This window comes from Dongia sp. (assembly GCF_041910485.1).
Classification (GTDB): domain Bacteria; phylum Pseudomonadota; class Alphaproteobacteria; order Dongiales; family Dongiaceae; genus Dongia.
Genome location: NZ_JAYRQR010000013.1, coordinates 163,453 through 185,300 on the forward strand (window position 1 = coordinate 163,453; position 21,848 = coordinate 185,300).

Sequence of the window (21,848 nt, forward strand, 5' to 3'; positions counted from 1 at the left end):
CGATTCGGCGAAGAATCCGCTGTTACGCGGCCTTTTCAAGATAGATGGTGTAGAATTTCCGCACCGTCTTGGGCATGTGCCAGGTGCCCTTGAAGCCCTTGGCGATGCTGAACGTGTCGCCCTTCTTGAAGATCTCGGTGTTGCCGCGCTGGTCGGTGATGTGCACCTCGCCGGCCAGGATGTGGCAGAACTCGTCGAACGGGTAGGAGCTGAGCTTCAGCGTCCCTTTCTGGCACTCCCAGACGCCGGTCATGAACTTGCCGGTGGCATCCGTGAAATAGTTGTGGGCGGATTCGACCGGATTGCCGGCGACGACCTTGCCGAGGGTGGTGACGCCGCCCTGCTTCAGGCCTTTGCCTGCCGGGCCGTCCTTCGACATGCGGACGAGCTTCTTCGATGCCATGTGACGATCTTTCCTGCTGCTGATGAGAAACCGACCGCTAGATACGTGGGCCGTGTCGCTGGCGCAAGGGGGCCGGCTATTTGAGCGCGTCGGCGATGAGCGCGGCGGCGGTGAGGCCGCTGTTATAGGCGCCGTGCGCAGTCGAAAAGCCATCCGGAGAGGCGGCCTCGCCGGCAAAGAAAACCTTGTCGTCGATGGGCCGGGCCAGTTCCGCCCGCGCCTCGCCGCCGCCAGGAGAAAGGACGGAATAGGCGCCGAGAGTATAGGGGTCAGAGACCCAGCCGGTCGCTCGGGCAGTCGCGATTTCTTTGAGCACGTCGGCACCGAACACCTTGCCGAGCAGCGATTTCGCCTCGGCGATCGCTGCGTCCATGCCTTGGGCGAAGAGATCGCGGGCGAAGGGGCCGCTGGCAAACAGCGTTGCCATGGGCCGGTCGAAGGGCTTGCACACGAAACCGGCGGTGGGGGCGCTATCCCAGTTCAGCATGGTGAAATGCGGCCCCATGCCGGCGAAGATATTGCGCTTCATCCAGAAGCCGACTTTTTCGGCATGGCCCATGCGCAGATGGCCGAGTGCGTCCAACTTCCAGTCCGGCAGCAGCGGAAAGAATTTGATGCGTTCGGCCTGGAGAACACCGACCGAGACGGTGACCAGAACGGCGCGGCAGAAGATCATGCCCTTGGCCGTCCCCACCATCACCTCGCTGCCACCCCAATCGATCGATTTCACGGGGCAGTCGAGATTGACCTCGATATCAGCTCCTTCGGCAGCGACGAGCGCGCCATAGCCACCCTCGACGGGCCAATCTTCATCCGTGAAATGGAAGCGGGAGGTATCGAAGGTCGAGACTTCCTCCGGCGGCCAGGCCATGTAGCCGGTATAGGCGCGGCGGAAGAGGGAGCCCCATGGATCGGCCGGATCGATGGCGCGGGCGGCCGGCACGTCCTCACCCGCCTCGCCCAGGGCGGCAACGCGGTCGTAGGTGGCGGCAAGGCTAGCGCCGAATTCCTCAACGAGCGTATCGTTGAGCCACCAGGTGCCATCGTGGATCCGATAGACGAAGGGATCCTTGCGATAGCGGAAGCCCAAGCGATCGGCCGCTTTCGTATAGGGGTTGATGCTGGCGGCATGCAGCCATTGGCAGCCGAGATCGAAGGGGGCGGGAAAGGTCGTCGTGTCGGTAAACCCACGCCCACCGATGCGGGACGCAGCCTCAACGACTTCGATATTGAGCCCGGCGGCGCGTGCGGCGCGGGCGGCGGCAAGGCCGGCAGCACCCGCGCCGACGATGACTAGATCACAGGTCGATTGCATGGGCGTGAGATTAACCGAGCGCGGCGGCCGCGGCTAGCCCACCACGTTGGTCCAGACGACGACCGTCTCGGCCTGCGTCTGGTTGGCAAACCGGTGCGGCGTCTGGCTCTTGAAGCGGAAGGAATCGCCGGTCTTCAGGATGAAAGTGCGGTCCTCGATCTCCAGCACCATCTCTCCGCTCATCACATAGCCGCCTTCCTCGCCCTTATGGGTATAGAGTTCGGGCCCGGACGAACCGCCCGGCGCGATGGTGACGAGATAAATCTCGAGCGCGCCGGACACAGCGGGGGTCAGCAATTCCTTCTGCACGCCGGTTGTGTTGAGGCTGAGGACCCGGCGACCTTGCGCGCGGACGATGCGGCCCAGTTCCTCGACCGGCGGATAGTCGCCCTCGTGAAAGAGCTGCGACATCGGCACGTTGAAGACTTCGGAAAGGCGCCGCAGCGACCGCATGGTGGGTGAGGTGAGGCCGCGCTCGATCTGGCTCAAGGCGCCGACCGACAGGCCGCAGCGTTCCGCCAGCTGCTCCAGCGACAGTTCATGCATCTTGCGCAAGCCCCGAAGGTGCTGCCCCAGCCATAGATCGGCGATCTTGGTGGCGGGAACGGCCTCTTTTACGCGGGAAGTCTTCGATGGCGCCTTGGGTTTGCGCGCGGTCTGGGTGGCTCTCGGCATGCCTGGCTGGGACTCGTTCGCTGAACTAGATGGGAATTCAGAACATTTCAGTGAAATTAGTCAATGGATTTTTCATTTTTCTATTGACGGCCTCACAGGGCACCCCTGATGCTAAAGCTTCGCTCGTGCCGGTGCTGGGAGTGCCGCCGCGTGCCAAACAGGGAGGTCAAAAATGATCCGGAAGACGTTGGGTTTTGCGGTATGCGCCGTGCTCGCCAGCCTGAGCAGCGCCGCCTTTGCGGAAGGCAAGATCGTGATCTCGAACTGGGACGGCTATATGCCGAAGGACCTGCTCGAGAATTTCACCAAGGAAACCGGCATCCAGGCGGAAATGACCGTCCATGCCACCAATGAAGAAATCATGGGCAAGGTTGTTGCCTCGGGCGGCAAGGGCTATGACGTGCTGTTCGTTTCCGGCCAGTTCGGCGAGGCGCTCAATAAGCTCGGCCTGGTTGCCGAACTCGATCATGCCAAGATCCCGAATCTCGCCAATCTTTACCCTGAGGCGATGAAGCTCAGCCATGACGAAGGGCTGCATTATTCGGTTCCCTACGCCTGGGGCACCACCGGCCTCTGCTATCGCAGCGACGTGATCAAGGACGCGCCGACCTCCTGGAACGATCTGCTGAAGCCCGCTGACGCGATCAAGGGCAAGACCACGATGCTGGCGACCGATCGCTGGCTGATGATGCCGGCGTTGCTGGCGCTCGGCTATTCGTTGAACTCGGTCAACGAGGAAGAGATCGCCAAGGCCAAGGCGCTGCTCATCGAGACCAAGAAGACGCTGCTCGCCTATGACGACACGACCTTCTACACCAAGCTCGTCAATGGCGAAGCGGCGATGGTCGAAGCCTGGGATGGCTGGTGCAATTACGGCATCGCCGAGAAGCCGGAGATCAAATATGTGATCCCCAAGGAAGGCAGCGACATGTGGGTCGATACCATGGTCGTGACGAGTGCTTCCGAGAACAAGGAAGCTGCCGAAGCCTTCATCAACTATGTTCTGAAGCCGGAAGTCCATCGTTGGGTGGCGGAGAACATTCTCTACAAGGTGCCGAACAAGGCGGCGATGGATGCGCTCGATCCCGCGTTGGTCAAGCAGTTCCCCAATCTGGGCATCACCCCGGCCGAGCTGCTGAAGTATGAGCAGCTGCGCGACCTCGGCGACGGCCAGAAGCTGTGGTCGAAGACGGTGACCGAGATCACCAGCTCGAACTAAACAAGCGTCAAAAATGGCGGAGCTCGTTTCGGGCTCCGCCATTTTGCGTTCCAATACGGGATTATCATGGTTCTTTCTCGCCGCATCGTGCTGACAGGTCCGGGTATTGCCTGGATCCTCGCCCTGCTGGTGGTCCCGTGCGCCCTGCTGCTCACCAATTCCTTCTTCGAGCGCGGCGTCTATGGCGGCATCGACTACATCTTCACGTTTGAGAATTACCAGCGAGCGATCGATCCGCTCTATGCCGAGATTTTCTGGGCATCGGCCCGTGTCGCCGGCCTGACCACCATCGTCTCGTTGCTGCTCGGCTACCCGGCCGCCTATTGCATCGCGCTGATGCCCAAGCGCCGGCAATTGGCCTATCTCATCCTCGTCATGCTGCCGCTCTGGAGCAATTACCTCATCCGCACCTATGCCTGGATGGTGCTGCTCAACAGCGAGGGCCTCATCAACAAGGCGCTGATGGGGCTCGGCATTACCGATGCGCCGCTGCCGCTGCTCTACAATGATTTCGCCATCATTGTCGGCCTCACTTACGCTTATGTGCCGTTCATGATCCTGGCGCTGTTCAGCTCGATCTCGAAGCTGGCGCCGGAACTGCGCGAAGCGTCGACCGATCTGGGTGCTTCGCCCCTCATGACCTTCTGGCGCGTGACGCTGCCGCTTACCTTGCCGGGGATTGCCGCGGGCGCGGTCTTTGTGTTCGTCCTGTCGGTCGGCAATTTCGTGACGCCGGACCTCCTCGGCGGTGGCAAGCGCACGATGCTCGGCAATCTGATCTATGACCAGTTCCTGACCGCCCGCGATTGGCCCTTTGGGTCGGCAATCGCTGCCATCGTCATCGGCATCATGATGCTGCTCCTTACCGTCCAGGCGATCCTCGTCAATCGCCGCGACCGCGAGGAACGTTCGGCATGAACCGGCACCCGCTCCATTCCTGGCTCGGCGCGCATCTGGGCCTCGTCTATGTGTTTCTCTATGGGCCAATTCTGGTGCTGGTGGCGCTTTCCTTCAACAAGGCCGGCATGCCCACCGTCTGGTCCGGTTTCTCGGTCGAATGGTATGGGAAGCTCTTCGAGAATCAGAAGATCATCCATTCGGTCGGCAACTCGCTTTTCATCGCTGCCGTTTCGACGGCAATATCGACGGTGATCGGGACGCTGCTCGCCATGGGCCTCGAGGAACGGCGACCGCACGTCGCGACTGAGGCGCTGATCGCGGCCCCCATGATCATTCCCGATATCGTGATGGCGATCAGCTTGCTGAGTTTTTATTCGCTGATCAAGCTGACCCTCGGCGCCCATTCGGTCATCCTCAGCCACACGGCGTTCATGATCTCATTTGTCTGTGCTGTGGTGCGGACCCGCTTCAAGCATTTCGACCGTTCGATCATCGAAGCTTCCATCGATCTCGGCGCCGGCGAGATCACGACGTTCCGCCGTGTGACGTTGCCGGTCATCGCTCCCGGCGTCATTGCAGCAGCCCTCCTCGGCTTTACGCTGTCCTTCGACGAATTCATCATCGCCTATTTCACCAGCGGGCCCAGTTCCGCTTCCATCACTTTTCCCATGCAGATCTATGCCATGATCCGATTCGGCGTGACGCCGGACGTCAACGCGGTGGCAACCATCGTGATGCTCGTCTCCTTCGTCCTCATCTTCCTGTCGCAGCGCATCAACCGAGAGGCCGAATCATGAGTGCGCTCCTGGAAGTAGCCGGCGTTTCCAAGGCCTTTGGCCCGATCAAGGCCGTCGACAATCTGTCGCTGGCGGTCGCCCAGAACGAGTTCTTTGCACTGCTGGGGCCGTCGGGCTGCGGCAAGACGACCCTGCTGCGCATGATCGCCGGGTTCGAGCGGCCGGATCAGGGGCGTATCCTTCTGGACGGTGTCGACATCACAGACGTGAAAGCCAATAGGCGGCCGATCAACCTGATGTTCCAATCTTACGCTCTCTTTCCGCATATGACGGTTGCCGGCAATGTCGCTTATGGGCTGGAGATGGAAGGTGTCCGCGGCGCCGACCTCAAGCGCCGCGTCGACGAAGCATTGGCGCTGGTGCAGCTGTCGCCGTTGGCCCAGCGCAAGCCGGCGCAATTGTCCGGCGGTCAGAAGCAGCGCGTGGCGCTGGCGAGGGCGCTGGTGAAGCGGCCCAAATTGCTGCTGCTCGACGAGCCGCTGGGCGCCCTCGACAAGAAGCTGCGTGAGCAGATGCAGATCGAGTTGAAGCGCCTGCAGCAGGAAACCGGCATCGCCTTCCTGGTCGTGACGCACGACCAGGAGGAAGCCTTGACGATGGCGGACCGCATCGCACTTCTGCGCCAAGGCCATATCGCGCAGCTGGGCGAGCCGCGGACCCTCTATGAACGGCCGCGAAGCCGCTTCGTCGCCGATTTCATCGGCCAGATGAATTTCCTGGAAGGTCGCCGGATCGCCGAGGGTTTCGAGGTACCGGGCATTGGTCTGCTGGATGCTGCCAACATTGCCGATGTGCCGGCTGGCACCGACGGCGCACTGGCCGTCCGGCCCGAACGCATCGTCGTCAGTGAGTCCGACCCGGGCCAAGCGATCGCAGCCGAGGTCGAAGGCCTCGCTTATCTCGGCCAAGACCTCATCCTGCATCTGGCGCTTGCCGGTCAGGCAAAACCGCTGGTGGCGCGTGTGCCGGCGGCTAATCCGCTGACCACGCATGTGGCGCGCGGCTCGCGCGTCTGGTGCAGCTGGTCGGCGGCGCACAGCCTGATCCTATCCGAATAAGAAATCCGCGTTTCAAGGGAGACAGTCATGAGCAAGGGAAAAACCATCGTCCTCTTTCCGGAGGCGGCCTTCGGCCCGGCGCTCAATTGCGTCGGCATCGCGCAGCGCCTCAAATCCATGGGCCACAATCCGGTCTTTGTTTGTGATAAGGGCTTCAAGGGCGTCTTCGAGAAATACGGCTTCGAGGAAAACCTGGTCGATATGTCCGGCGGCATGTCGGATGAAGAGATCGCGAAGTTCTGGGCTAATTTCATCGCCGAAAAGCAGCCGCATTTCCGCCTCTCGCCGATCGACCAGCTGCCGACCTATGTCATCCCGGTCTGGGAGGCGATCGTCGATTCAGCGATCATTGCCGAAGAAGGGCTCAAGGCGCATCTCGACCGCATCAAGCCGGATCTCGTCGCCGTCGACAACGTGATCCTCTTCCCCGCCATCAAGAAGGCGGGTTGCCCCTGGGTGCGCATCATCTCCTGCTCGGAGAACGAGATCCCGGACGAGGACATTCCACCCCATCTTTCCGGCTGTCACGAGAATGACAAGGCTGGCTTCAAGGCCTTCGACGATCGTTTCCTCGATCTGGTGAAGCCGACGCATAAACGCTTCAATGAATTCATGGTGCAACAGGGCGAGAAGCCCTATCCGCTGGGTCAGTTCTTCGAGGCCTCGCCGACCATGAACCTGCTGCTCTATCCGAAGCCCTTGGCCTTCAAGCGCCGCGTGCCGCTTGACCCGAAACAGTTCCAGTATCTGGAAGGCTGCGTGCGCGACGAGGGCACCTACAAGGTGCCGGAGTTCAAGGTCAACAATGACAAGCCGCTGATCTATGTCTCCTACGGTTCGCTGGGTGCGGCCGACGTCGATCTCTACAAGAACCTGATTAAAGCCTTCGCCAAGCTGCCCTATCGCTTCCTGATGAATGTCGGGGACTATATCGGCGAATACAGCGACGTGCCGGGCAATGTCCACCTGGAAAGCTGGTACCCGCAGCCTGCCGTCATCCCGCATGTCGACCTTTTCATCCATCACGGCGGCAATAACAGCTTCAACGAGGCGCTGTTCTTCGGCAAGCCCGCCATCATCATGCCCTTCTGCTGGGATGGCCTCGACAATGCGGCCCGCATCCACGATACGGGCTATGGCGAACAGCTGCCGCGCTACACCTGGACCGAAGAGCAGCTCTCGTCGACTATCGCACGCCTCCTTGCCGACAAGGAAATGAAGAAGCGTCTGGAGGCCGTCGCCAAGCACATGCAGGCCGCCAAAGGCACCGAAAAGGCTGCCAACATCCTGGCCGAAATCGCCACGACCGGAAGCTTCAAGCCGTGAGCAACAAATCCAACCTCGCATCTTCGGCGCCGCATATCTACGACGCCACCAATTTCGACGACCTCGCCGATTGGGGCGAGCAGCCGGATTGCACCGAAGGGCCGTCGAAATCCTCCGGCCGCCTGCTCTATAAGCGGCCGGATGCCAGTGTCGGCGGCAACTCACCGGAAACCGGCCTCTGGGTGGTAACGCCCGGTAAATGGCCGCTCTCGATCCCACGGGATGAGTTCTGTCACTTCATCAGCGGCCGCGCCACCTATGTGCGCGACGATGGCGAGGTGATCGAGGTGCGCCCCGGCACCTGTGTCCATTTCACCGCCGGCTGGACCGGCATCTGCACGGTCCACGAGACCCTGCGGAACGTTTATATGTTGCGATAGGAGTACGACTTCCATGACGACCCCCGTCATCTACAACCCGAAATCCGTCACCGAAGTGAAGGATTGGGGCCCGATCCCGACCATGATCGAAGGCCAGTCCATGACCTCCGGCGTGCTGCTGCACAAGGGACCCAATGGCGAGAACGAGACCGGCATCTGGATCTGCACGCCGGGTTTCTGGAACTGCCATGTGACGCGCGACGAGTTCTGCCATTTCATGCTGGGCCGCTGCACCTATACCCATGAAAGCGGCGAAGTGATCGAGATCTATCCCGACACCATCGCCTTCTTTCCGCAGGATTGGAAAGGCACCTGCCGCGTCCATGAGACCGTACGCAAGGTCTATATGATTCGATAAGGTTGCTCCACTTGTCATGCCCCGCGAAGGCGGGGCACCCACGAGTTGCTTTCTTCACGCCGCTGACAAACTCGTGGGTGGCCCGCCTAAAGCGGGCCCTGACAGTTACCGAGAGAATAGAAATGCCTGCATTCGACCCCAATCTCGGCCAGATCTTCCTTGGCAACGACTACGTCGCCGCTGCCGGTGCGTCTTTCGTCGAGGTGAAAAACCCCGCCGACCTCTCCACTGTCGGCAAAGTTGCGCAATGCGGGCAAGCGACGCTCGACACCGTGCTGGAAAAGGCCAAGGCGGCACAGAAGGATTGGGCGAAGCTCGACGGCAAGAGCCGGGCGACGGCACTCCATCGCCTCGCCGATGCGATGGAACACGCGACGGCGGGACCGGCCGCCGAACTGATGACGCGGGAGATGGGCAAGCCCTTCACCGAATCGGTGGGCGAACTCATGAATGTGGCGCCTATCTTCCGCTATTACGCTGAACTCGCGCGCGAGGATGGCGGCTTCGTGGCGGCGCCGACCGCGCCGGGGTCACTGCAATATGCGCGTTGGTACCCTTACGGCGTCACCGCGCATATCGTGCCCTACAATTTCCCGATCATCCTCATGGCCTTTACGGTGGCGGCATCGCTTGCCGCCGGCAATGCCGTGGTGATCAAGCCGGCCCCGGCAACATCGCTCTCGTCGCTGGCCTTCATGGAGCATTTCAAGGCGCTGCCGGCTGGTATCGTTTCCTGCATCACGGGTGGTATCGACACAGCCAGGGCGCTCATCAACGATTCACGCATCGGTGCCGTGGCGTTCACAGGTTCGGTCGAGGCCGGCCGCGATGTCGCCGCATCCTGTGGCAAGCTGTTGAAGCCCTGCGTCATCGAAGCAGGCGGCTCCGACCCCATGATCGTCATGGACAGCGCCGATCCGGAGATCGCGGCGGCCGCGGCTGTCACCGGGGCGTTCCATCTATCGGGCCAGATCTGCACCTCGACCGAACGCATCTTCGTGCATGAGAAGGTGCATGATGCCTTCGTGGGCGCCATGATCGCCCGTACCAAGGCGTTGCGCATCGGTCCGGGTCTCGGCAATGTCGAGATCGGCCCGCTGGTTTCGGAAGCAGCACGCGCCAAGGTCATGAAGCTGGTCGACCAGGCGGTGGCGCAGGGGGCGAAGATCGCCTGCGGTGGTCGCATTCCGCCGGCCTTCAATACCGGCTGGTTCTACGAACCGACGATCCTCACCGATGTGACCCCGGCGATGGATCTGATGCAGGCCGAAATGTTCGGTCCCGTCGCCCCGATCATCCGTGTGCGTGACTTCGACCAGGCGATCGAATTGGCCAACAATTCCCGCTTCGGTCTCGGCGCATCGATCTTCACATCGAAGCTCGACGAGGCCGTTGCGGCAACGGACCGCCTTGAGGCGGGGATGGTCTGGGTCAACAATGTGCTGGGCGACAATGACGCGCTGCCCTTCGGTGGCTGGAAGCTCTCGGGTCTCGGGCGGTCTTTGAGCCGCTTGGGGCTCAATGCCTTCCGCCAGTCGAAAATGATCATGCTGGACCCGAAGGCGGAACTGCAATCCTGGTGGTATCCCTATTCGGACGATTTCTACGCCGAGCGCGGCGGTCGCTGGGTTTAACCGCTGGGCCTAAGGACGGAATATCATGAAACACCTCTATCACCCGAGCGCCCTCGACACCGACAATCCGGTCAAGAGCTGGTGGCGCGAGTCCAAGACCGATTTCCCGGCCTATCCCGAGCTGGAAGCAGAGATCGAGGCCGATGTCGCCATCATCGGTGGCGGCTTCACAGGCCTATCTGCCGCGTACCATCTGCAGCGCGACCACAATGTGCAGGCCGTGGTGCTGGAACGTTCCTATATCGGCTGGGGTGCCTCGGGCCGCAATGGCGGCTTCTGCTGCATGGGCTCGTCGAAAATGCCCTGGAGCAAGATGATCGAGAAGTTCGGCCTCGAAGAAGCGCAGACGTTCTGGCGCAGCCAGAAAGCGTCGGTCGAATTGGTGGCGGAGATCGTCGACCGGGAAGGTCTCGACATCGACAAGACCGGTGTCGGCGAAATCTCGCTCGCCCACAAGACGACGCTGATCGATGCGCTGAAGGAAGACGCCGATTTCATGGCGAAGAATTTCGGCGCCAAGGAAGTGTTCGTTAGTAAGGAGGAACTGGTCGAGCGTGGTCTCAACTCGCCGGGCCTCCATGCCGGTGTCGCCAATCCGGTGGGCTTCGGCCTCAACCCTTGGAAATATGTAAATGGCCTCGCTGCGGCAGCAGCCAAGGCCGGGGCGAAGATCTATGCCAAGAGCGAGGTCATCAGCTGGCAACGCGAGGGCGGCAAGCATGTGCTGGTGACGCCGCGTGGCCGGGTCAAGGCCAACAAGGTGCTGCTCGCCACTGCCGCCTATACGTCGGAAGATCTGCATCCCGACTATGGCGGGCGTATCATGCCGGCCTTGTCGTCGATCGTGGTGACGCGGCCGATGAACCAGAACGAGCTTGGCGCGCAAGGCTGGACCAGCACCACGCCGGTCTATGACATCCGCTATCTCCTCCATTACTTCCGCCTGCTGCCCGATGGCCGCATGATGTTCGGCGGTCGCGGCGGTTTGTCGGCCGAGCCCGGCGCACTCGACCGGCAGCTGGACAATATCGAGGCGGCCTTCCGTGCCTATTACCCGGAATGGCGCCATGTCGAGATCACGCACCGCTGGTCGGGCCTTCTGTGCCTCGCCCAGGATCTGGTGCCGCATGTGGGGGCCTGGGACGATCAACCGGGGATCTATTTCGCCATGTGCTATCACGGCAACGGTGTCGCTATGGGGACCTGGTCCGGCCGTGCGGCGGCGCGTGTCATGGTGGGTGGGCCCGAGGAGCGGCCGAACTTCATCCGCCGGCCACCGCCCAAATTCCCGTTGCCGTTCCTGCGGCCACTTTATTTGCGCGGCGCCTATATCGGCTATGGCATCAAGGATGCCTTGAAATAGGGCCGATCCGGCCTTTTGAACCGGCGATCTTGTGGCGGCGACGAAGGCGTGAGACCCTTTCTTTCCAGGGGACACGCTTTCCAACCACAGGTGCTTAATGCGCAAGATCATCCTGGCGGCGGCTCTGCTGCTGCCGCCGTTTGCCCAGCCCCAATTGGCTTTGGCCGATCCCCTGGTCACCGAGACGGCGCCATCGGCCATTTCGATCGCCAAGGACGGTGACAATTTCCGCGTCACCAATGACAGCCGGCGCTACCAGACCAATGTGCTGGCGTCAGCCATCGCCGACAACACGCTCTATTATCAGCTGCTGGAAATCGAGCAGCATCAGGTTTCGACCGAAGGCCCGCAGACCGAACAGGCTTTCGAGGAGGCGACGGCCAAGGTGACGGTCTATCCTTTGACCGACGAAGGCAAGGGTCCGGTAGCCTTCACCATCGAAGGCAAGGCGGATGCGGTCGAGGCCATGGGTGATTTCGTCGCTTTAACGCGCTTCGGCTGCTGCGTCGAAGTCCCGACCTATGCCGTTTATTCGCTGGAAACCGGCAAATACCTCTTCAATGCGACCGGCGAAGGGCATTGGGGGCAATGGGCGACCCTCGGCGCCCATGGCGGTGCCGAATTCGAGCGGATCATTGCCTATCATGCCAAGATCAGTGCGGCGGATGCCGATCTTTTTGGCGAAACGAAGAACGGCGCGGTGATCATCACCTATGCCAATCAGACGGAGCCGCTGCAGCGCGTTATGCTGATCGCGACGGAAGAAGATATGGGCATGGACGCACCGCTCGAATGGATGCCGAAGATCGATCTGGTCAACAAGGACAATCCCAAGGGCACGGATCGGATCTATAATCAGCAGGGAGGCAATGCCGTCGATCTTTTCACCAATGCCACTGTGCGCCTGGTGCTGGACGACGCGAAATCGGTCGAGATTCCTCTGGTGGCGGACCGGCTGGACATCGCCCACGCGAAACTGCCCAAAGGCTATAGCCTGGTCGAAATGAAGCGCTGAAAAGAAACGAGCCGGGCACGCCTCAGCGGCGCCCGGCTCAATTCGCAAGGGGTTGGTCGATCAGCGTTCGTTGGCCGGGCGCGGCATCAGGCAGCTGGCGCGGACGGCCTTGTAGCCGCTCTTCACCTGCTTCAACGGCTGGAAGTACCAGCCGCGCACGCCGATCAGAACCGGCTTAGCGAACACATCTTCACGTTTGGCGACAACGTTCATACCAAAATTCCCGACAGCTGGGTCTGCATCATTGGCTGCAATCATTGCCCGAACTTTCTGGCAACAGCATGACGGCCGCGTGACGCTTTCTGGATTGGGCGAAGGAAAGGGGGCGCCGACGGGCAGTGGGGGGCAGAAAGCCCGCCGGCGGGGTGTGTGGGGTGGGACATCTGGTCCGATCCTGTGACACCCAAGTCATATTCAATCGCAAACTAAGGGAAACTCTCGGCGGGGATCCGTAGGGGGCGGAAGCGCCCGTCGACCCCTATGATATTGGGCTGGAAGCCTTGGATTTGCAGTGACCGGGGTCACATGGCCGCGCCGTGCTCCGAAACGCCTCAAGCGCCTGGAATCACGGTCGGAATCGCCAGCAATGCAGATTCGGAGGGTTGGGAACCCAAAAAAAGTGGGCGGCTTACTGGGCCTTTACCCGCTCGCCATTGCCGGTGAAGGCGGCGCTGGCCAGGGTCACGAACGGTTCGACAATCTCGTCCGGCGTCTTGAGGCTCATCGGGTCTTCCCCCGGATAGGCCTTGGCGCGCATCCGCGTCCGGGTCCGGCCCGGGTCGATGAGATTGGCCCGCACTTTGGTCTGCTGGATCTCTTGGGCATAAATGCCCACCATCATCTCCAATGCCGCCTTGGAGATGGCATAGGTCCCCCAATAGGCGCGGGGGCCCTTGGCAGCGCCGGACGTCACGAAGATGGCGCGGCCCGCTTCCGACTGGCGCAGCAGCGGATCCATGACCCGCAGCAGGCGCCAGTTGGCGGTCAGGTTGAGGTCGATGACTTCCTGAAACTCCTTGGGCGCGATATGGCCGAGGGGCGACAGGGTCCCGAGGATGCCGGCATTCCCGACCAGCACATCGAGACGGCCATAGCGTTCGTAGAGAGCGGCGCCCAGCCGGTCGATCGCGTCGAAATCCTTGAGGTCGAGCGGAACGAGGAGGCTCGACTTGCCGGTCAATCCGCGAATTTCGTCGTCCAGTTCCTCAAGGCCGCCGGTCGTGCGGGAGACGAGCACCAGATCGGCGCCTTCCTTGGCATAGGCACGTGAGATGGCCGCACCGATCCCACGCGAGGCGCCGGTTACAAGGGCGACCCTTCCGGCAAGGCGGCCGGTTCCCACCGTACTGCTCATGTCTTCAAGCGCTCTTTTCGGCAAGCAGCGACAGCTGCGCGATCGTCTCGTTGCTCTGGTCGGTGAGCTCGGTCGGATAGTCGCCGGTGAAGCAGGCATCGCAATATTGGGGCGAAACCTTGTCGCGGCCCTGATGGCCCATGGCGCGATAGAGACCGTCGAGCGAGATGAAGGCCAAGCTGTCGGCGCCGATGAAATCGGCCATTTCCTGGACCGACATGCGCGCCGCCAGCAACTTGCTGCGCTCCGGCGTGTCGATGCCGTAGAAGCAGGAATGCGAGGTGGGTGGGCTGGAGATGCGCATATGCACTTCGGTGGCACCCGCCTGGCGCATCATCTCGACGATCTTCTTCGAGGTGGTGCCGCGCACGATCGAATCGTCGACCAGGATGATGCGCTTGCCCGCGACCTTGGCGCGGTTGGCATTGTGCTTCAGTTTGACACCCAGATGCCGGATCTGGTCGGTCGGCTCGATGAAGGTGCGGCCGACATAGTGATTGCGGATGATGCCGTATTCGAACGGAATGCCAGATCCTTCCGCGTAACCCAGCGCCGCCGGCACGCCGGAATCAGGCACGGGGATGACGACGTCGGCGGCGACCGATGCTTCCCGCGACAGTTCTGCGCCGATGCGCTTGCGCGCTTCGTAAACGCTGGTGCCTTCCATGACCGAATCCGGCCGGGCGAAATAGATATATTCGAACACGCAGAAACGATGCTTGGCCGGCGAGAAGGGGCGCATCGACGTGACGCCGTTCTTGTCGAGGATGACGAGCTCGCCCGCATCGATGTCGCGGATATAGTCAGCGCCCATGATGTCGAGCGCGCAGGTCTCGGACGCGACAATATGTCCATCGCCAAGCTTGCCCAGCACCATCGGGCGGACGCCCAACGGGTCGCGCACGCCGATCACCATGTCCTTGGCGATGGCGACGATGGAGTAGGCGCCTTCGACCTGATGCAGCGCGTTGATCAGACGATCGACCACGTTGCCTCGGAGGTGCGTCGCCATCAGGTGCGGGATGACTTCAGTGTCGCTGGACGCCTGGAAGATCGATCCGCGCTTCACCATTTCGCGCCGGATGGCAGCGGCATTGGTGAGATTGCCGTTATGGGCGACGGCGATGCCACCGAAGGCGAGCTCCGCGAAGAAGGGCTGCACATTGCGCAACGCGGTCTCGCCCGTCGTCGAATAGCGCACATGGCCGATGGCCGCGCGGCCCTTCAAGGGGCCGACGATGCTTTCGGCGGAGAAATTGTCGGCGACATGGCCCATGGCGCGGTGGGAGTGGAAAGTCTCGCCGTCATGGCTGACGATGCCGGCCGCTTCCTGCCCGCGATGCTGCAGGGCATGGAGGCCGAGAACGGTGAGGGTTGCGGCTTGTTCGACGCCGAAAATACCGACAATGCCGCACTCCTCCTTCAAATGGTCGTCATCGAAGGCGTGGGTCGTAAGCATCGGCATTTACCTTTTTCCGGCCGGGTTATTCTGAACCCTGGATCAGTCGGTTTAGGTCGTTGCGTTCGGCGTCCTTATACCCCGAACCGTCATCTTGTCCACCCGGTTCTTGGGCACCAGCACCTCCGTTTGTGCTGTTAGCCCCTGTGCTGGGCGCATTGGTAGCATTCGACCCGTTCGGCGTGATGGTTTGCAAGGCGTTACCGAGGGCCTGACCCTGCTCGACCGCGTCCAACGAGCGGTTGATGGCCTCCTCGCCGGTCTTCAGGATGTCGTCGGGCAGCAGCTTCAAGAGGAAGGCCGCACCCCGCTCCACAACCGGCAGGAAGCGGGCTTCGTTGACGATATCTGGGCGCTCAGCCGGATTCGGCAAGGCCCAGACCATCAGAATAAATGCCGCGCAGATGACGACCGATCCACGCACCAGGCCGAAGACGAGACCCAGCGACCGGTCGAGGGCGCCGAGACCGTTGCCGCGTACCTGGGCCGAGATCCAGTGATTGAGCATGCCGCACAGGACCAGCGTTACCACGAAGATGCCGATGCCGGCGCTGATGTCCGCCAGGAGCTCGTTGGGGATATATTGCCGCACCATCATCCGCACGGGGGCGAAGAAGGCCACCGTGGCGATGACGGCGCCGATCCAGCCCAGGATCGACAGCAGCTCCTTGATGAAGCCGCGCGAAAAGGCGAGCAGGGTCGAGAGACCGATGACACCGAGGATGATGAGATCGAGAAAATTCAACGGACCTTGTCTCCCGCATGCTGCCCCTGATGCTGCTGGCGGCTGGCGCTCACCGTGGCGGCCAGCGCATTGGAGCGCACTTCATTATAGAGCCAATCGATCATCTCTTGCAGATGGCCGATTTCAATCAGGTCGATCCCGGGCACCTTCAGCGGCTTGCCGCCCGCCTGGGAGAGGCGCTTGGGCAGGATCGCGCGCTTGAAGCCCAGCTTGGCGGCTTCCTTGAGGCGCGTTTCGGCCTGCGCCACCATGCGCACCTCGCCGGAAAGGCCGATCTCGCCGAAGGCGATGAGGTCTGCCGGCGCGGGACGGTCGGAAAGGGACGAAACGAGCGCCAGCGCCACCGAAAGATCGGCCGCGGGCTCCGAGATGCGCAGGCCCCCGGCGATGTTGAGATAGACTTCGCTGCCTGCCAGGCCGAGGCCGCAGCGCGTCTCGAGAACCGCCAGGATCATGGCCATGCGCGCGCTGTCCCAGCCCACCACGGCGCGGCGCGGCGTGGCGAGTGGCGAGGGTGAGACGAGCGCCTGCACCTCGACCAGCACGGGCCGCGTACCCTCGATGCCGGCAAAGACCGAGACGCCCGAAATATTGCCGTGCCGCTCGGCCAGGAACAAAGCCGAGGGATTGGGCACTTCGGCGAGACCCCGGTCCGACATTTCGAAGACGCCGATCTCATTGGCCGGGCCGAAGCGGTTCTTGACCGATCGCAGGATCCGGAAATGGTGGCCGCGCTCGCCTTCGAAATAGAGCACGGTGTCGACCATGTGCTCGAGAACGCGGGGGCCCGCGATCTGCCCTTCCTTGGTGACATGGCCGACCAGCAGCAAGGTGAAGCCGCGCGATTTGGCGAGGCGAATGAGTTCGGCTGAACAGGTCCTTACCTGTGCCACCGTGCCTGGTGCCGAATCGAGGCTGTCGAGATAAAGCGTCTGAATGGAATCGATCACCACGATCTCGGGGCAATCCGGCCGATCGAGGCTTGCCATGATGTCGCGCAAGCTCGTGGCCGCGGCAAGCTCGGTCGTGATCTCCTCGACCTTGCGGTTTTCGTCGGCGCCGACGCCGAGGCGCCGGGCGCGGAGCTGCACCTGCTCGATCGCTTCTTCGCCCGATATATAGGCGACGCGGATGCCTCTGAGCGCCGTCACCACCTGCAACAGCAGGGTCGATTTGCCGATGCCGGGATCGCCGCCGATGAGCACGGCCGAACCGCGCACCAGCCCACCGCCGGTGACGCGGTCGAATTCGGCAATGCCGGTCGGGCGGCGGATGGTCTGCGGCACGTCGCCATCGAGGCGCACGAAGGTGACGCCCTTGCCACGCTTGCCGGAGAGACCCTTGGGCACGTCGCCGCCGCTCACCGGCTCTTCGACGATCGAGTTCCAGGCGCCGCAGGCCTCGCACTTCCCCGCCCATTTCGGAAAGGCGGCGCCGCAGGATTGGCAGACATAGTTGCGGACGGGCTTGGCCATCGCGCCGCTCCCTCTAGAGCGGCCGGACAGGCATGCGGATGGGGCCTTCCGAGCGGCCTTGGACGAACTGCTCGACATGGGCATTGCCCGAATTGTCGATGTCCTTGGCGTTGCCTTCCCAGATGATATGGCCCTCATAGATCATCGCCGCTTCGTCGGCGATGGCGCGCAGGGAATGCATGTCGTGGGTGATGGTCAGGGCCGTGGCGCCCAGCGAGCGCACGCATTTGACGATGAGCTCGTTGATGACCTGCGCCATGATCGGGTCGAGGCCGGTCGTGGGCTCATCGAAGAAGATGATCTCCGGCTCGGCGGCGATGGCGCGGGCGAGGGCCACGCGCTTCTGCATGCCGCCGGAAAGCTCCGCCGGGAACAGCTCGCCCACTTCGGGTCCAAGGCCCACGGCGGCGAGCTTGCGCAGCGCCACTTCCTTGGAGGCGCGCCGGTTCATGCCGCGACCGGCGATGAGGCCGAAGGCGACGTTCTCCCAGACCGGCAGACTGTCGAACAGGGCCGAGCCCTGGAACAGCATGCCGAATTTCTTCATGATCTCTTCGCGCTTGGCCGGGGCCAGGCCGACCACTTCCTGCCCGTCGATCTCGATCGAGCCGGAATCGGGCTCGATAAGGCCGAGAATGCATTTGATCAGCACCGACTTGCCGGTACCCGAGCCGCCGATGATGACCAGCGACTTGTCGCGCGGCACGTCGAGGTCGACGCCGTTCAGCACCTGCTTGGGCCCGAACGCCTTCTTCAACCCGCGCACCTTGATCTTGAGGTCGGTCATCGGCTGAAGAAAATCCCGGTGATGATGAAGTTGGCGGCGAGGATGAGGATCGAGGCGCCGACCACCGCATCGGTGGTGGCCTTGCCCACACCCTGCGCGCCGCCCCGCGACTGGAACCCGTTATAGGTGCCCATCAGCGCCACCAGGAAGCCGAAGGCCGCAGCCTTCACGAGGCCTGAGACGATGTCGATCGTCTCGACGAAATCGACCGTGTTCTTCAAATAGATCGACGGGCTGAAATCCAGCTTGAAGACGCTGACCAGATAGCCGCCGAAAACGCCGATGATGTCGGCGATGCCGACCAGGACCGGCAGCATCAGCACGGCGGCGATGAGGCGCGGCGCGATGAGGTACTTGAAGGGATTGGTCGAGAGCGTCCGGAGCGCGTCGATCTGCTCGGTGACGCGCATGGTGCCGATCTCGGCGGCCATCGCGGCGCCGACGCGGCCCGCCAGCATCAAGCCGGCCAGCACCGGCCCCAGCTCGCGCGTCAGTGAGATGACGACGACATAGGGGATGGTGGATTCGGCATTGAGGCGCGAGACCGCGACATAGGTCTGCAGCACCAGCACCATGCCGGTAAAGACCGCCGTCATGCCGACGACGGGCAGCGAATAAAAACCGATCTCGATCATCTGCCGGCCGATGAGGCGCGGATAGAAGGGCGGCGTCAGGCAATGAATCACGGCCTTCAGCGTGAAGAGCGCCAAGCGCCCGATCGCCTCGAGGCTGCCGAGAAAGGTGCGCCCGACGGGCTGCAGCACGGGCACGGCCATCAGGCGGCACTCACGAAGCGGCGCTGGAAGCGGTTGCCCAAATTGGTCAGGACCTCATAGCCGATCGTCCCGGCGTCATGCGCCAGATCGTCGATCGCTTGCTGTGGTCCGATGATGTCGACATTCATTCCGGGCCTGACACTTTCCCGGGGCAGGTGACCAACATCGATCGTGATCAGATCCATCGACACGCGCCCCACGATCGGGGCCCGCCGCCCGTCCACGAAGACGGCCCCTCGATTACCCAGCGACCTGAACATTCCATCCGCGTATCCAATGCCGATCGTGGCCAGGACGGAGGGTCCCCGGAATTGATGCGAGGCACCATAACCAACGCTCATATTCAAGTCAACGTCCCGTAATTGCAGGATTTTTGCCTGCAGACGGACGGTTTGGCGCAAGGGGTTCTCGGCCCCCATCGTGGGGTTGATGCCATAGAGTGCCGCCCCCGGCCGGGCGAGGTCGAAATGATAGTCGCTGCCGAGGAAAATGCTCGACGAAGCCGCGAGCGAAAAGAGCGTGCGGCTGCCCCGAAGGCGCGGCGGCAGGCGCAAACTGTCCTTGATCTCGCGGAAGCGGCGCAATTGCGCCCGGTTCTGCGGGTGTTCAGGATCGTCGGCGCAGGCGAGGTGGCTCATCACCAGCGCCAGTTCGAACCCGTCGATAAGGTGCGGATCGCCGATGAGGCGCAGCGCATCGTCCGGCGTCAGGCCCAGCCGGTTGAGCCCGGTATCGAATTGCAGCCCGACCGGGCGGGTGCCGAGGCCGCGCTGGGCCGCCCGCCAGCGCTCGATCTCGCCCATCGAATTGAGCACAGGGATCAGCTCATGGGCCTGCACGTCGCGCTCGGACCCGGCTGGCAGGCCGTTCATCAGATAGATGCGGGCACCCGGCACCAGGGGACGAAGGGCCATCCCCTCATCGACGGTGGCCACGAAAAAATGGGCACAGCCGGCGCGGGCGAGGACGGGCGCGATCATCGCCGCCCCCAGCCCATAGGCATCGGCCTTCACGGCGGCACCGCAGGCGGCGGGACCGACGCGGCCGGCGAGCAATCGGTAATTCGCGGTGATGGCGCCGAGGTCGACGGTCAGCACCGGGGCGTAGGCATCAGGCATCTTTAGCAACCCGCCTTATTCGGTCTGGGCGGGGATATAGTCGCTGCGCAGGAGATCGCTGAACCTGGTCAGCATGCCCTCAAACTGCAGCGGCACGGTGCCGATGGGGCCGTGGCGCTGCTTGGCGATGATGACTTCGGCGACGTTGTGGACGCGCTCCATTTCGCGCTGCCATTCCATCATCTTGTCGGTCTCGTGGTCTCCGGGCTTCTTGCGCTCGTGGTAATATTCTTCGCGGTAGACGAACATGACGACGTCGGCGTCCTGTTCGATCGAACCCGATTCACGCAAGTCGGCAAGCTGCGGGCGCTTGTCGTCGCGCTGCTCGACGGCGCGGGAAAGCTGCGACAGCGCGATGACCGGCACGTTGATTTCCTTGGCGATCGCCTTCAGGCCCCGGGTGATTTCCGAGATTTCCTGAACGCGGTTTTCCGAGCCGCGATTGCTCGCCGATCGCATCAGCTGCAGATAGTCGATGATGATGAGGTCGAGCCCATGCTGGCGTTTGAGGCGCCGGGCGCGGGTCCTGAGCGCCGGGATGGTGAGCGCCGGCGTGTCGTCGATGAAGAAGCCGGCCGTGCTCATCTCGTTCGAGGCTTCGACGATGCGGCTGAACTCCTCATCCGTCTTGATGTCGCCACGGCGGATGCGGTCCGACGAAACGCCGGACTTTTCCGCCATGATACGGAGCGCCAGCTGCTCGGACGACATTTCCATCGAGAAGAACGCGACCTTGTAGCGGGTACCCGTGTCGTTTTCCTTGAAGGCCGAGGCCGCGTTGAAACCCATATTGGTGGCGAGCGCCGTTTTGCCCATCGAAGGGCGGCCGGCGAGGATGATGAGGTCGGAGGGTTGCAGACCGCCCAGTTTGCGGTCGATGTCTGTCAAGCCCGTGGTAACGCCGGTCAGGTGGCTGTCGCGCTTGTAGGCGGCCTGCGCCATCTCCAGCGCCGAGGTGACGATGCTCTTGAAATCCTTGGGCCCACCTTCGGTCTGACCGGTTTCAGCGAGCGCGAAGAGCTTCGATTCCGCCGCCTCGATCTGCTGTACCGCCGAAACGTCGGTATCGTGGATATAGGCTTCGTTGACCGTGACCTCGCCCAGATCAATCAACTGCCGCCGCAGGTACAGGTCATGGACCGTGCGCCCGTAATCCTCGGCATTGATGACCGTGACAACCGACTGCGCCAGCTGTACCAGATAGGCGGCACCGCCGATTTCCGCGAGCGCCCCGTCCTGGTCGAAGAGGTTCTTCAGCGTCACCGGGTTGGCGATCTGGCCGCGCTCGATCAGCTTGCCGATGGCGGCATAGATGCGCCCATGCAGCGCGTCGGCGAAATGCTCGGGCCGCAGGAATTCATTGACCCGGTCATAGACCAGATTGTTGGCGAGTACGGCGCCCAGCAGCGCCTGCTCGGCCTCGAAATTGACGGGGGGCGTGCGGGTCGGCGGCGAACCGTCCGGTCCGCGCAGCCGTGTGACATTGTTTGTGTTCGAAGCTTCCATGGCGGCGACCCTAACAGTATGCGGGTGTCATTCGCTCCTGTGGATAACGTGAATAAGGTCCATAAGGGATTTATTCGAGTCCCGTCCAATCACGAGTTGACAAACGCTCAACTTGTCATGCCCCGGCTGGGCCGGGGCATCCACGCGTTTCTCTCATGCCGAGAAAAGTAAACCGTGGATCCCCC

General features: G+C 62.3%; 22 protein-coding genes. 10 read left to right on the forward strand and 12 right to left on the reverse strand.

What is annotated here, in order from left to right; all coding sequences use genetic code 11:
• Positions 1-22 precede the first annotated feature (22 nt).
• The 3 genes from ACE3PP_RS03925 to ACE3PP_RS03935 form a co-directional block, all read right to left on the reverse strand.
• Entirely contained in the window at positions 23-403 is a 381-nt protein-coding gene (locus tag ACE3PP_RS03925) for a cupin domain-containing protein (RefSeq protein WP_374378133.1), read from the reverse strand.
• A gap of 76 nt (positions 404-479) precedes the next feature.
• Positions 480-1,718, reverse strand: a complete 1,239-nt coding sequence (locus tag ACE3PP_RS03930) for a flavin monoamine oxidase family protein (RefSeq protein WP_374378135.1) — start codon at positions 1,716-1,718, stop codon at positions 480-482.
• 33 nt (positions 1,719-1,751) lie between these two features.
• Positions 1,752-2,393: a cupin domain-containing protein gene (locus ACE3PP_RS03935; protein ID WP_374378137.1), complete on the reverse strand. Its 642-nt coding sequence runs from the start codon at positions 2,391-2,393 to the stop codon at positions 1,752-1,754.
• A 172-nt stretch (positions 2,394-2,565) separates the two neighbouring features.
• Here ACE3PP_RS03935 and ACE3PP_RS03940 point away from each other — a divergent pair, with 172 nt between their 5' ends.
• The 10 genes from ACE3PP_RS03940 to ACE3PP_RS03985 all read left to right on the forward strand — a co-directional run bounded on the left by ACE3PP_RS03940 (position 2,566) and on the right by ACE3PP_RS03985 (position 12,443).
• On the forward strand, positions 2,566-3,612 hold the full coding sequence (locus ACE3PP_RS03940) for a spermidine/putrescine ABC transporter substrate-binding protein (protein ID WP_374378139.1): 1,047 nt from the start codon (positions 2,566-2,568) through the stop codon (positions 3,610-3,612).
• Between the two features lie 66 nt (positions 3,613-3,678).
• A complete protein-coding gene (locus tag ACE3PP_RS03945) occupies positions 3,679-4,530 on the forward strand; it encodes an ABC transporter permease (protein ID WP_374378141.1) in 852 nt (283 codons plus the stop codon).
• Positions 4,527-5,309 carry an ABC transporter permease gene (locus tag ACE3PP_RS03950; protein ID WP_374378143.1) on the forward strand — a complete coding sequence of 261 codons (783 nt, stop codon included), beginning with the start codon at positions 4,527-4,529 and terminating at the stop codon, positions 5,307-5,309. Before ACE3PP_RS03945 ends, ACE3PP_RS03950 begins: the two co-directional genes overlap by 4 nt.
• Positions 5,306-6,367: an ABC transporter ATP-binding protein gene (locus ACE3PP_RS03955; RefSeq protein ID WP_374378145.1), complete on the forward strand. Its 1,062-nt coding sequence runs from the start codon at positions 5,306-5,308 to the stop codon at positions 6,365-6,367. The genes ACE3PP_RS03950 and ACE3PP_RS03955 overlap by 4 nt, the downstream gene beginning before the upstream one ends.
• Positions 6,368-6,394: 27 nt before the next feature.
• Positions 6,395-7,693 (forward strand): glycosyltransferase, encoded by a 1,299-nt coding sequence (locus ACE3PP_RS03960; protein ID WP_374378147.1) that lies wholly within the window; start codon positions 6,395-6,397, stop codon positions 7,691-7,693.
• Positions 7,690-8,073: a cupin domain-containing protein gene (locus ACE3PP_RS03965; protein ID WP_374378149.1), complete on the forward strand. Its 384-nt coding sequence runs from the start codon at positions 7,690-7,692 to the stop codon at positions 8,071-8,073. Before ACE3PP_RS03960 ends, ACE3PP_RS03965 begins: the two co-directional genes overlap by 4 nt.
• Before the next feature lie 13 nt (positions 8,074-8,086).
• Positions 8,087-8,431 carry a cupin domain-containing protein gene (locus tag ACE3PP_RS03970; protein ID WP_320500159.1) on the forward strand — a complete coding sequence of 115 codons (345 nt, stop codon included), beginning with the start codon at positions 8,087-8,089 and terminating at the stop codon, positions 8,429-8,431.
• Positions 8,432-8,553: 122 nt separating this feature from the next.
• A complete protein-coding gene (locus tag ACE3PP_RS03975; RefSeq protein WP_374378151.1) occupies positions 8,554-10,065 on the forward strand; it encodes an aldehyde dehydrogenase in 1,512 nt (503 codons plus the stop codon).
• 25 nt (positions 10,066-10,090) lie between these two features.
• Positions 10,091-11,428, forward strand: a complete 1,338-nt coding sequence (locus ACE3PP_RS03980) for an NAD(P)/FAD-dependent oxidoreductase (RefSeq protein WP_374378153.1) — start codon at positions 10,091-10,093, stop codon at positions 11,426-11,428.
• A gap of 97 nt (positions 11,429-11,525) precedes the next feature.
• Positions 11,526-12,443, forward strand: coding sequence for a hypothetical protein (locus ACE3PP_RS03985; RefSeq protein WP_374378155.1), 918 nt, complete (start codon positions 11,526-11,528; stop codon positions 12,441-12,443).
• Positions 12,444-12,503: 60 nt separating this feature from the next.
• Here the strand turns inward: ACE3PP_RS03985 and ACE3PP_RS03990 are convergent, their stop codons facing one another.
• The 9 genes from ACE3PP_RS03990 to ACE3PP_RS04030 all read right to left on the reverse strand — a co-directional run bounded on the left by ACE3PP_RS03990 (position 12,504) and on the right by ACE3PP_RS04030 (position 21,663).
• Positions 12,504-12,656, reverse strand: coding sequence for a hypothetical protein (locus ACE3PP_RS03990; RefSeq protein WP_374378157.1), 153 nt, complete (start codon positions 12,654-12,656; stop codon positions 12,504-12,506).
• Between the two features lie 415 nt (positions 12,657-13,071).
• Entirely contained in the window at positions 13,072-13,797 is a 726-nt protein-coding gene (locus tag ACE3PP_RS03995; protein WP_374378159.1) for an SDR family NAD(P)-dependent oxidoreductase, read from the reverse strand.
• 4 nt (positions 13,798-13,801) lie between these two features.
• On the reverse strand, positions 13,802-15,256 hold the full coding sequence (purF, locus tag ACE3PP_RS04000) for an amidophosphoribosyltransferase (RefSeq protein WP_374378353.1): 1,455 nt from the start codon (positions 15,254-15,256) through the stop codon (positions 13,802-13,804).
• A 25-nt stretch (positions 15,257-15,281) separates the two neighbouring features.
• The gene (locus ACE3PP_RS04005) at positions 15,282-16,001 is read right to left on the reverse strand and encodes a CvpA family protein (protein ID WP_374378161.1); all 720 of its coding nucleotides are present in this window, start codon (positions 15,999-16,001) and stop codon (positions 15,282-15,284) included.
• On the reverse strand, positions 15,998-17,476 hold the full coding sequence (gene radA, locus ACE3PP_RS04010; RefSeq protein ID WP_374378163.1) for a DNA repair protein RadA: 1,479 nt from the start codon (positions 17,474-17,476) through the stop codon (positions 15,998-16,000). The genes ACE3PP_RS04005 and radA overlap by 4 nt, the downstream gene beginning before the upstream one ends.
• A gap of 13 nt (positions 17,477-17,489) precedes the next feature.
• Complete coding sequence (locus tag ACE3PP_RS04015; RefSeq protein WP_374378165.1) at positions 17,490-18,263, reverse strand: ABC transporter ATP-binding protein; 774 nt, start codon at positions 18,261-18,263, stop codon at positions 17,490-17,492.
• On the reverse strand, positions 18,260-19,039 hold the full coding sequence (locus tag ACE3PP_RS04020; protein ID WP_374378167.1) for an MlaE family ABC transporter permease: 780 nt from the start codon (positions 19,037-19,039) through the stop codon (positions 18,260-18,262). The genes ACE3PP_RS04015 and ACE3PP_RS04020 overlap by 4 nt, the downstream gene beginning before the upstream one ends.
• Entirely contained in the window at positions 19,039-20,157 is a 1,119-nt protein-coding gene (gene alr / locus ACE3PP_RS04025) for an alanine racemase (RefSeq protein WP_374378169.1), read from the reverse strand. The genes ACE3PP_RS04020 and alr overlap by 1 nt, the downstream gene beginning before the upstream one ends.
• A 15-nt stretch (positions 20,158-20,172) precedes the next feature.
• Complete coding sequence (locus ACE3PP_RS04030) at positions 20,173-21,663, reverse strand: replicative DNA helicase (RefSeq protein WP_374378171.1); 1,491 nt, start codon at positions 21,661-21,663, stop codon at positions 20,173-20,175.
• Between the last annotated feature and the right edge of the window lie 185 nt (positions 21,664-21,848).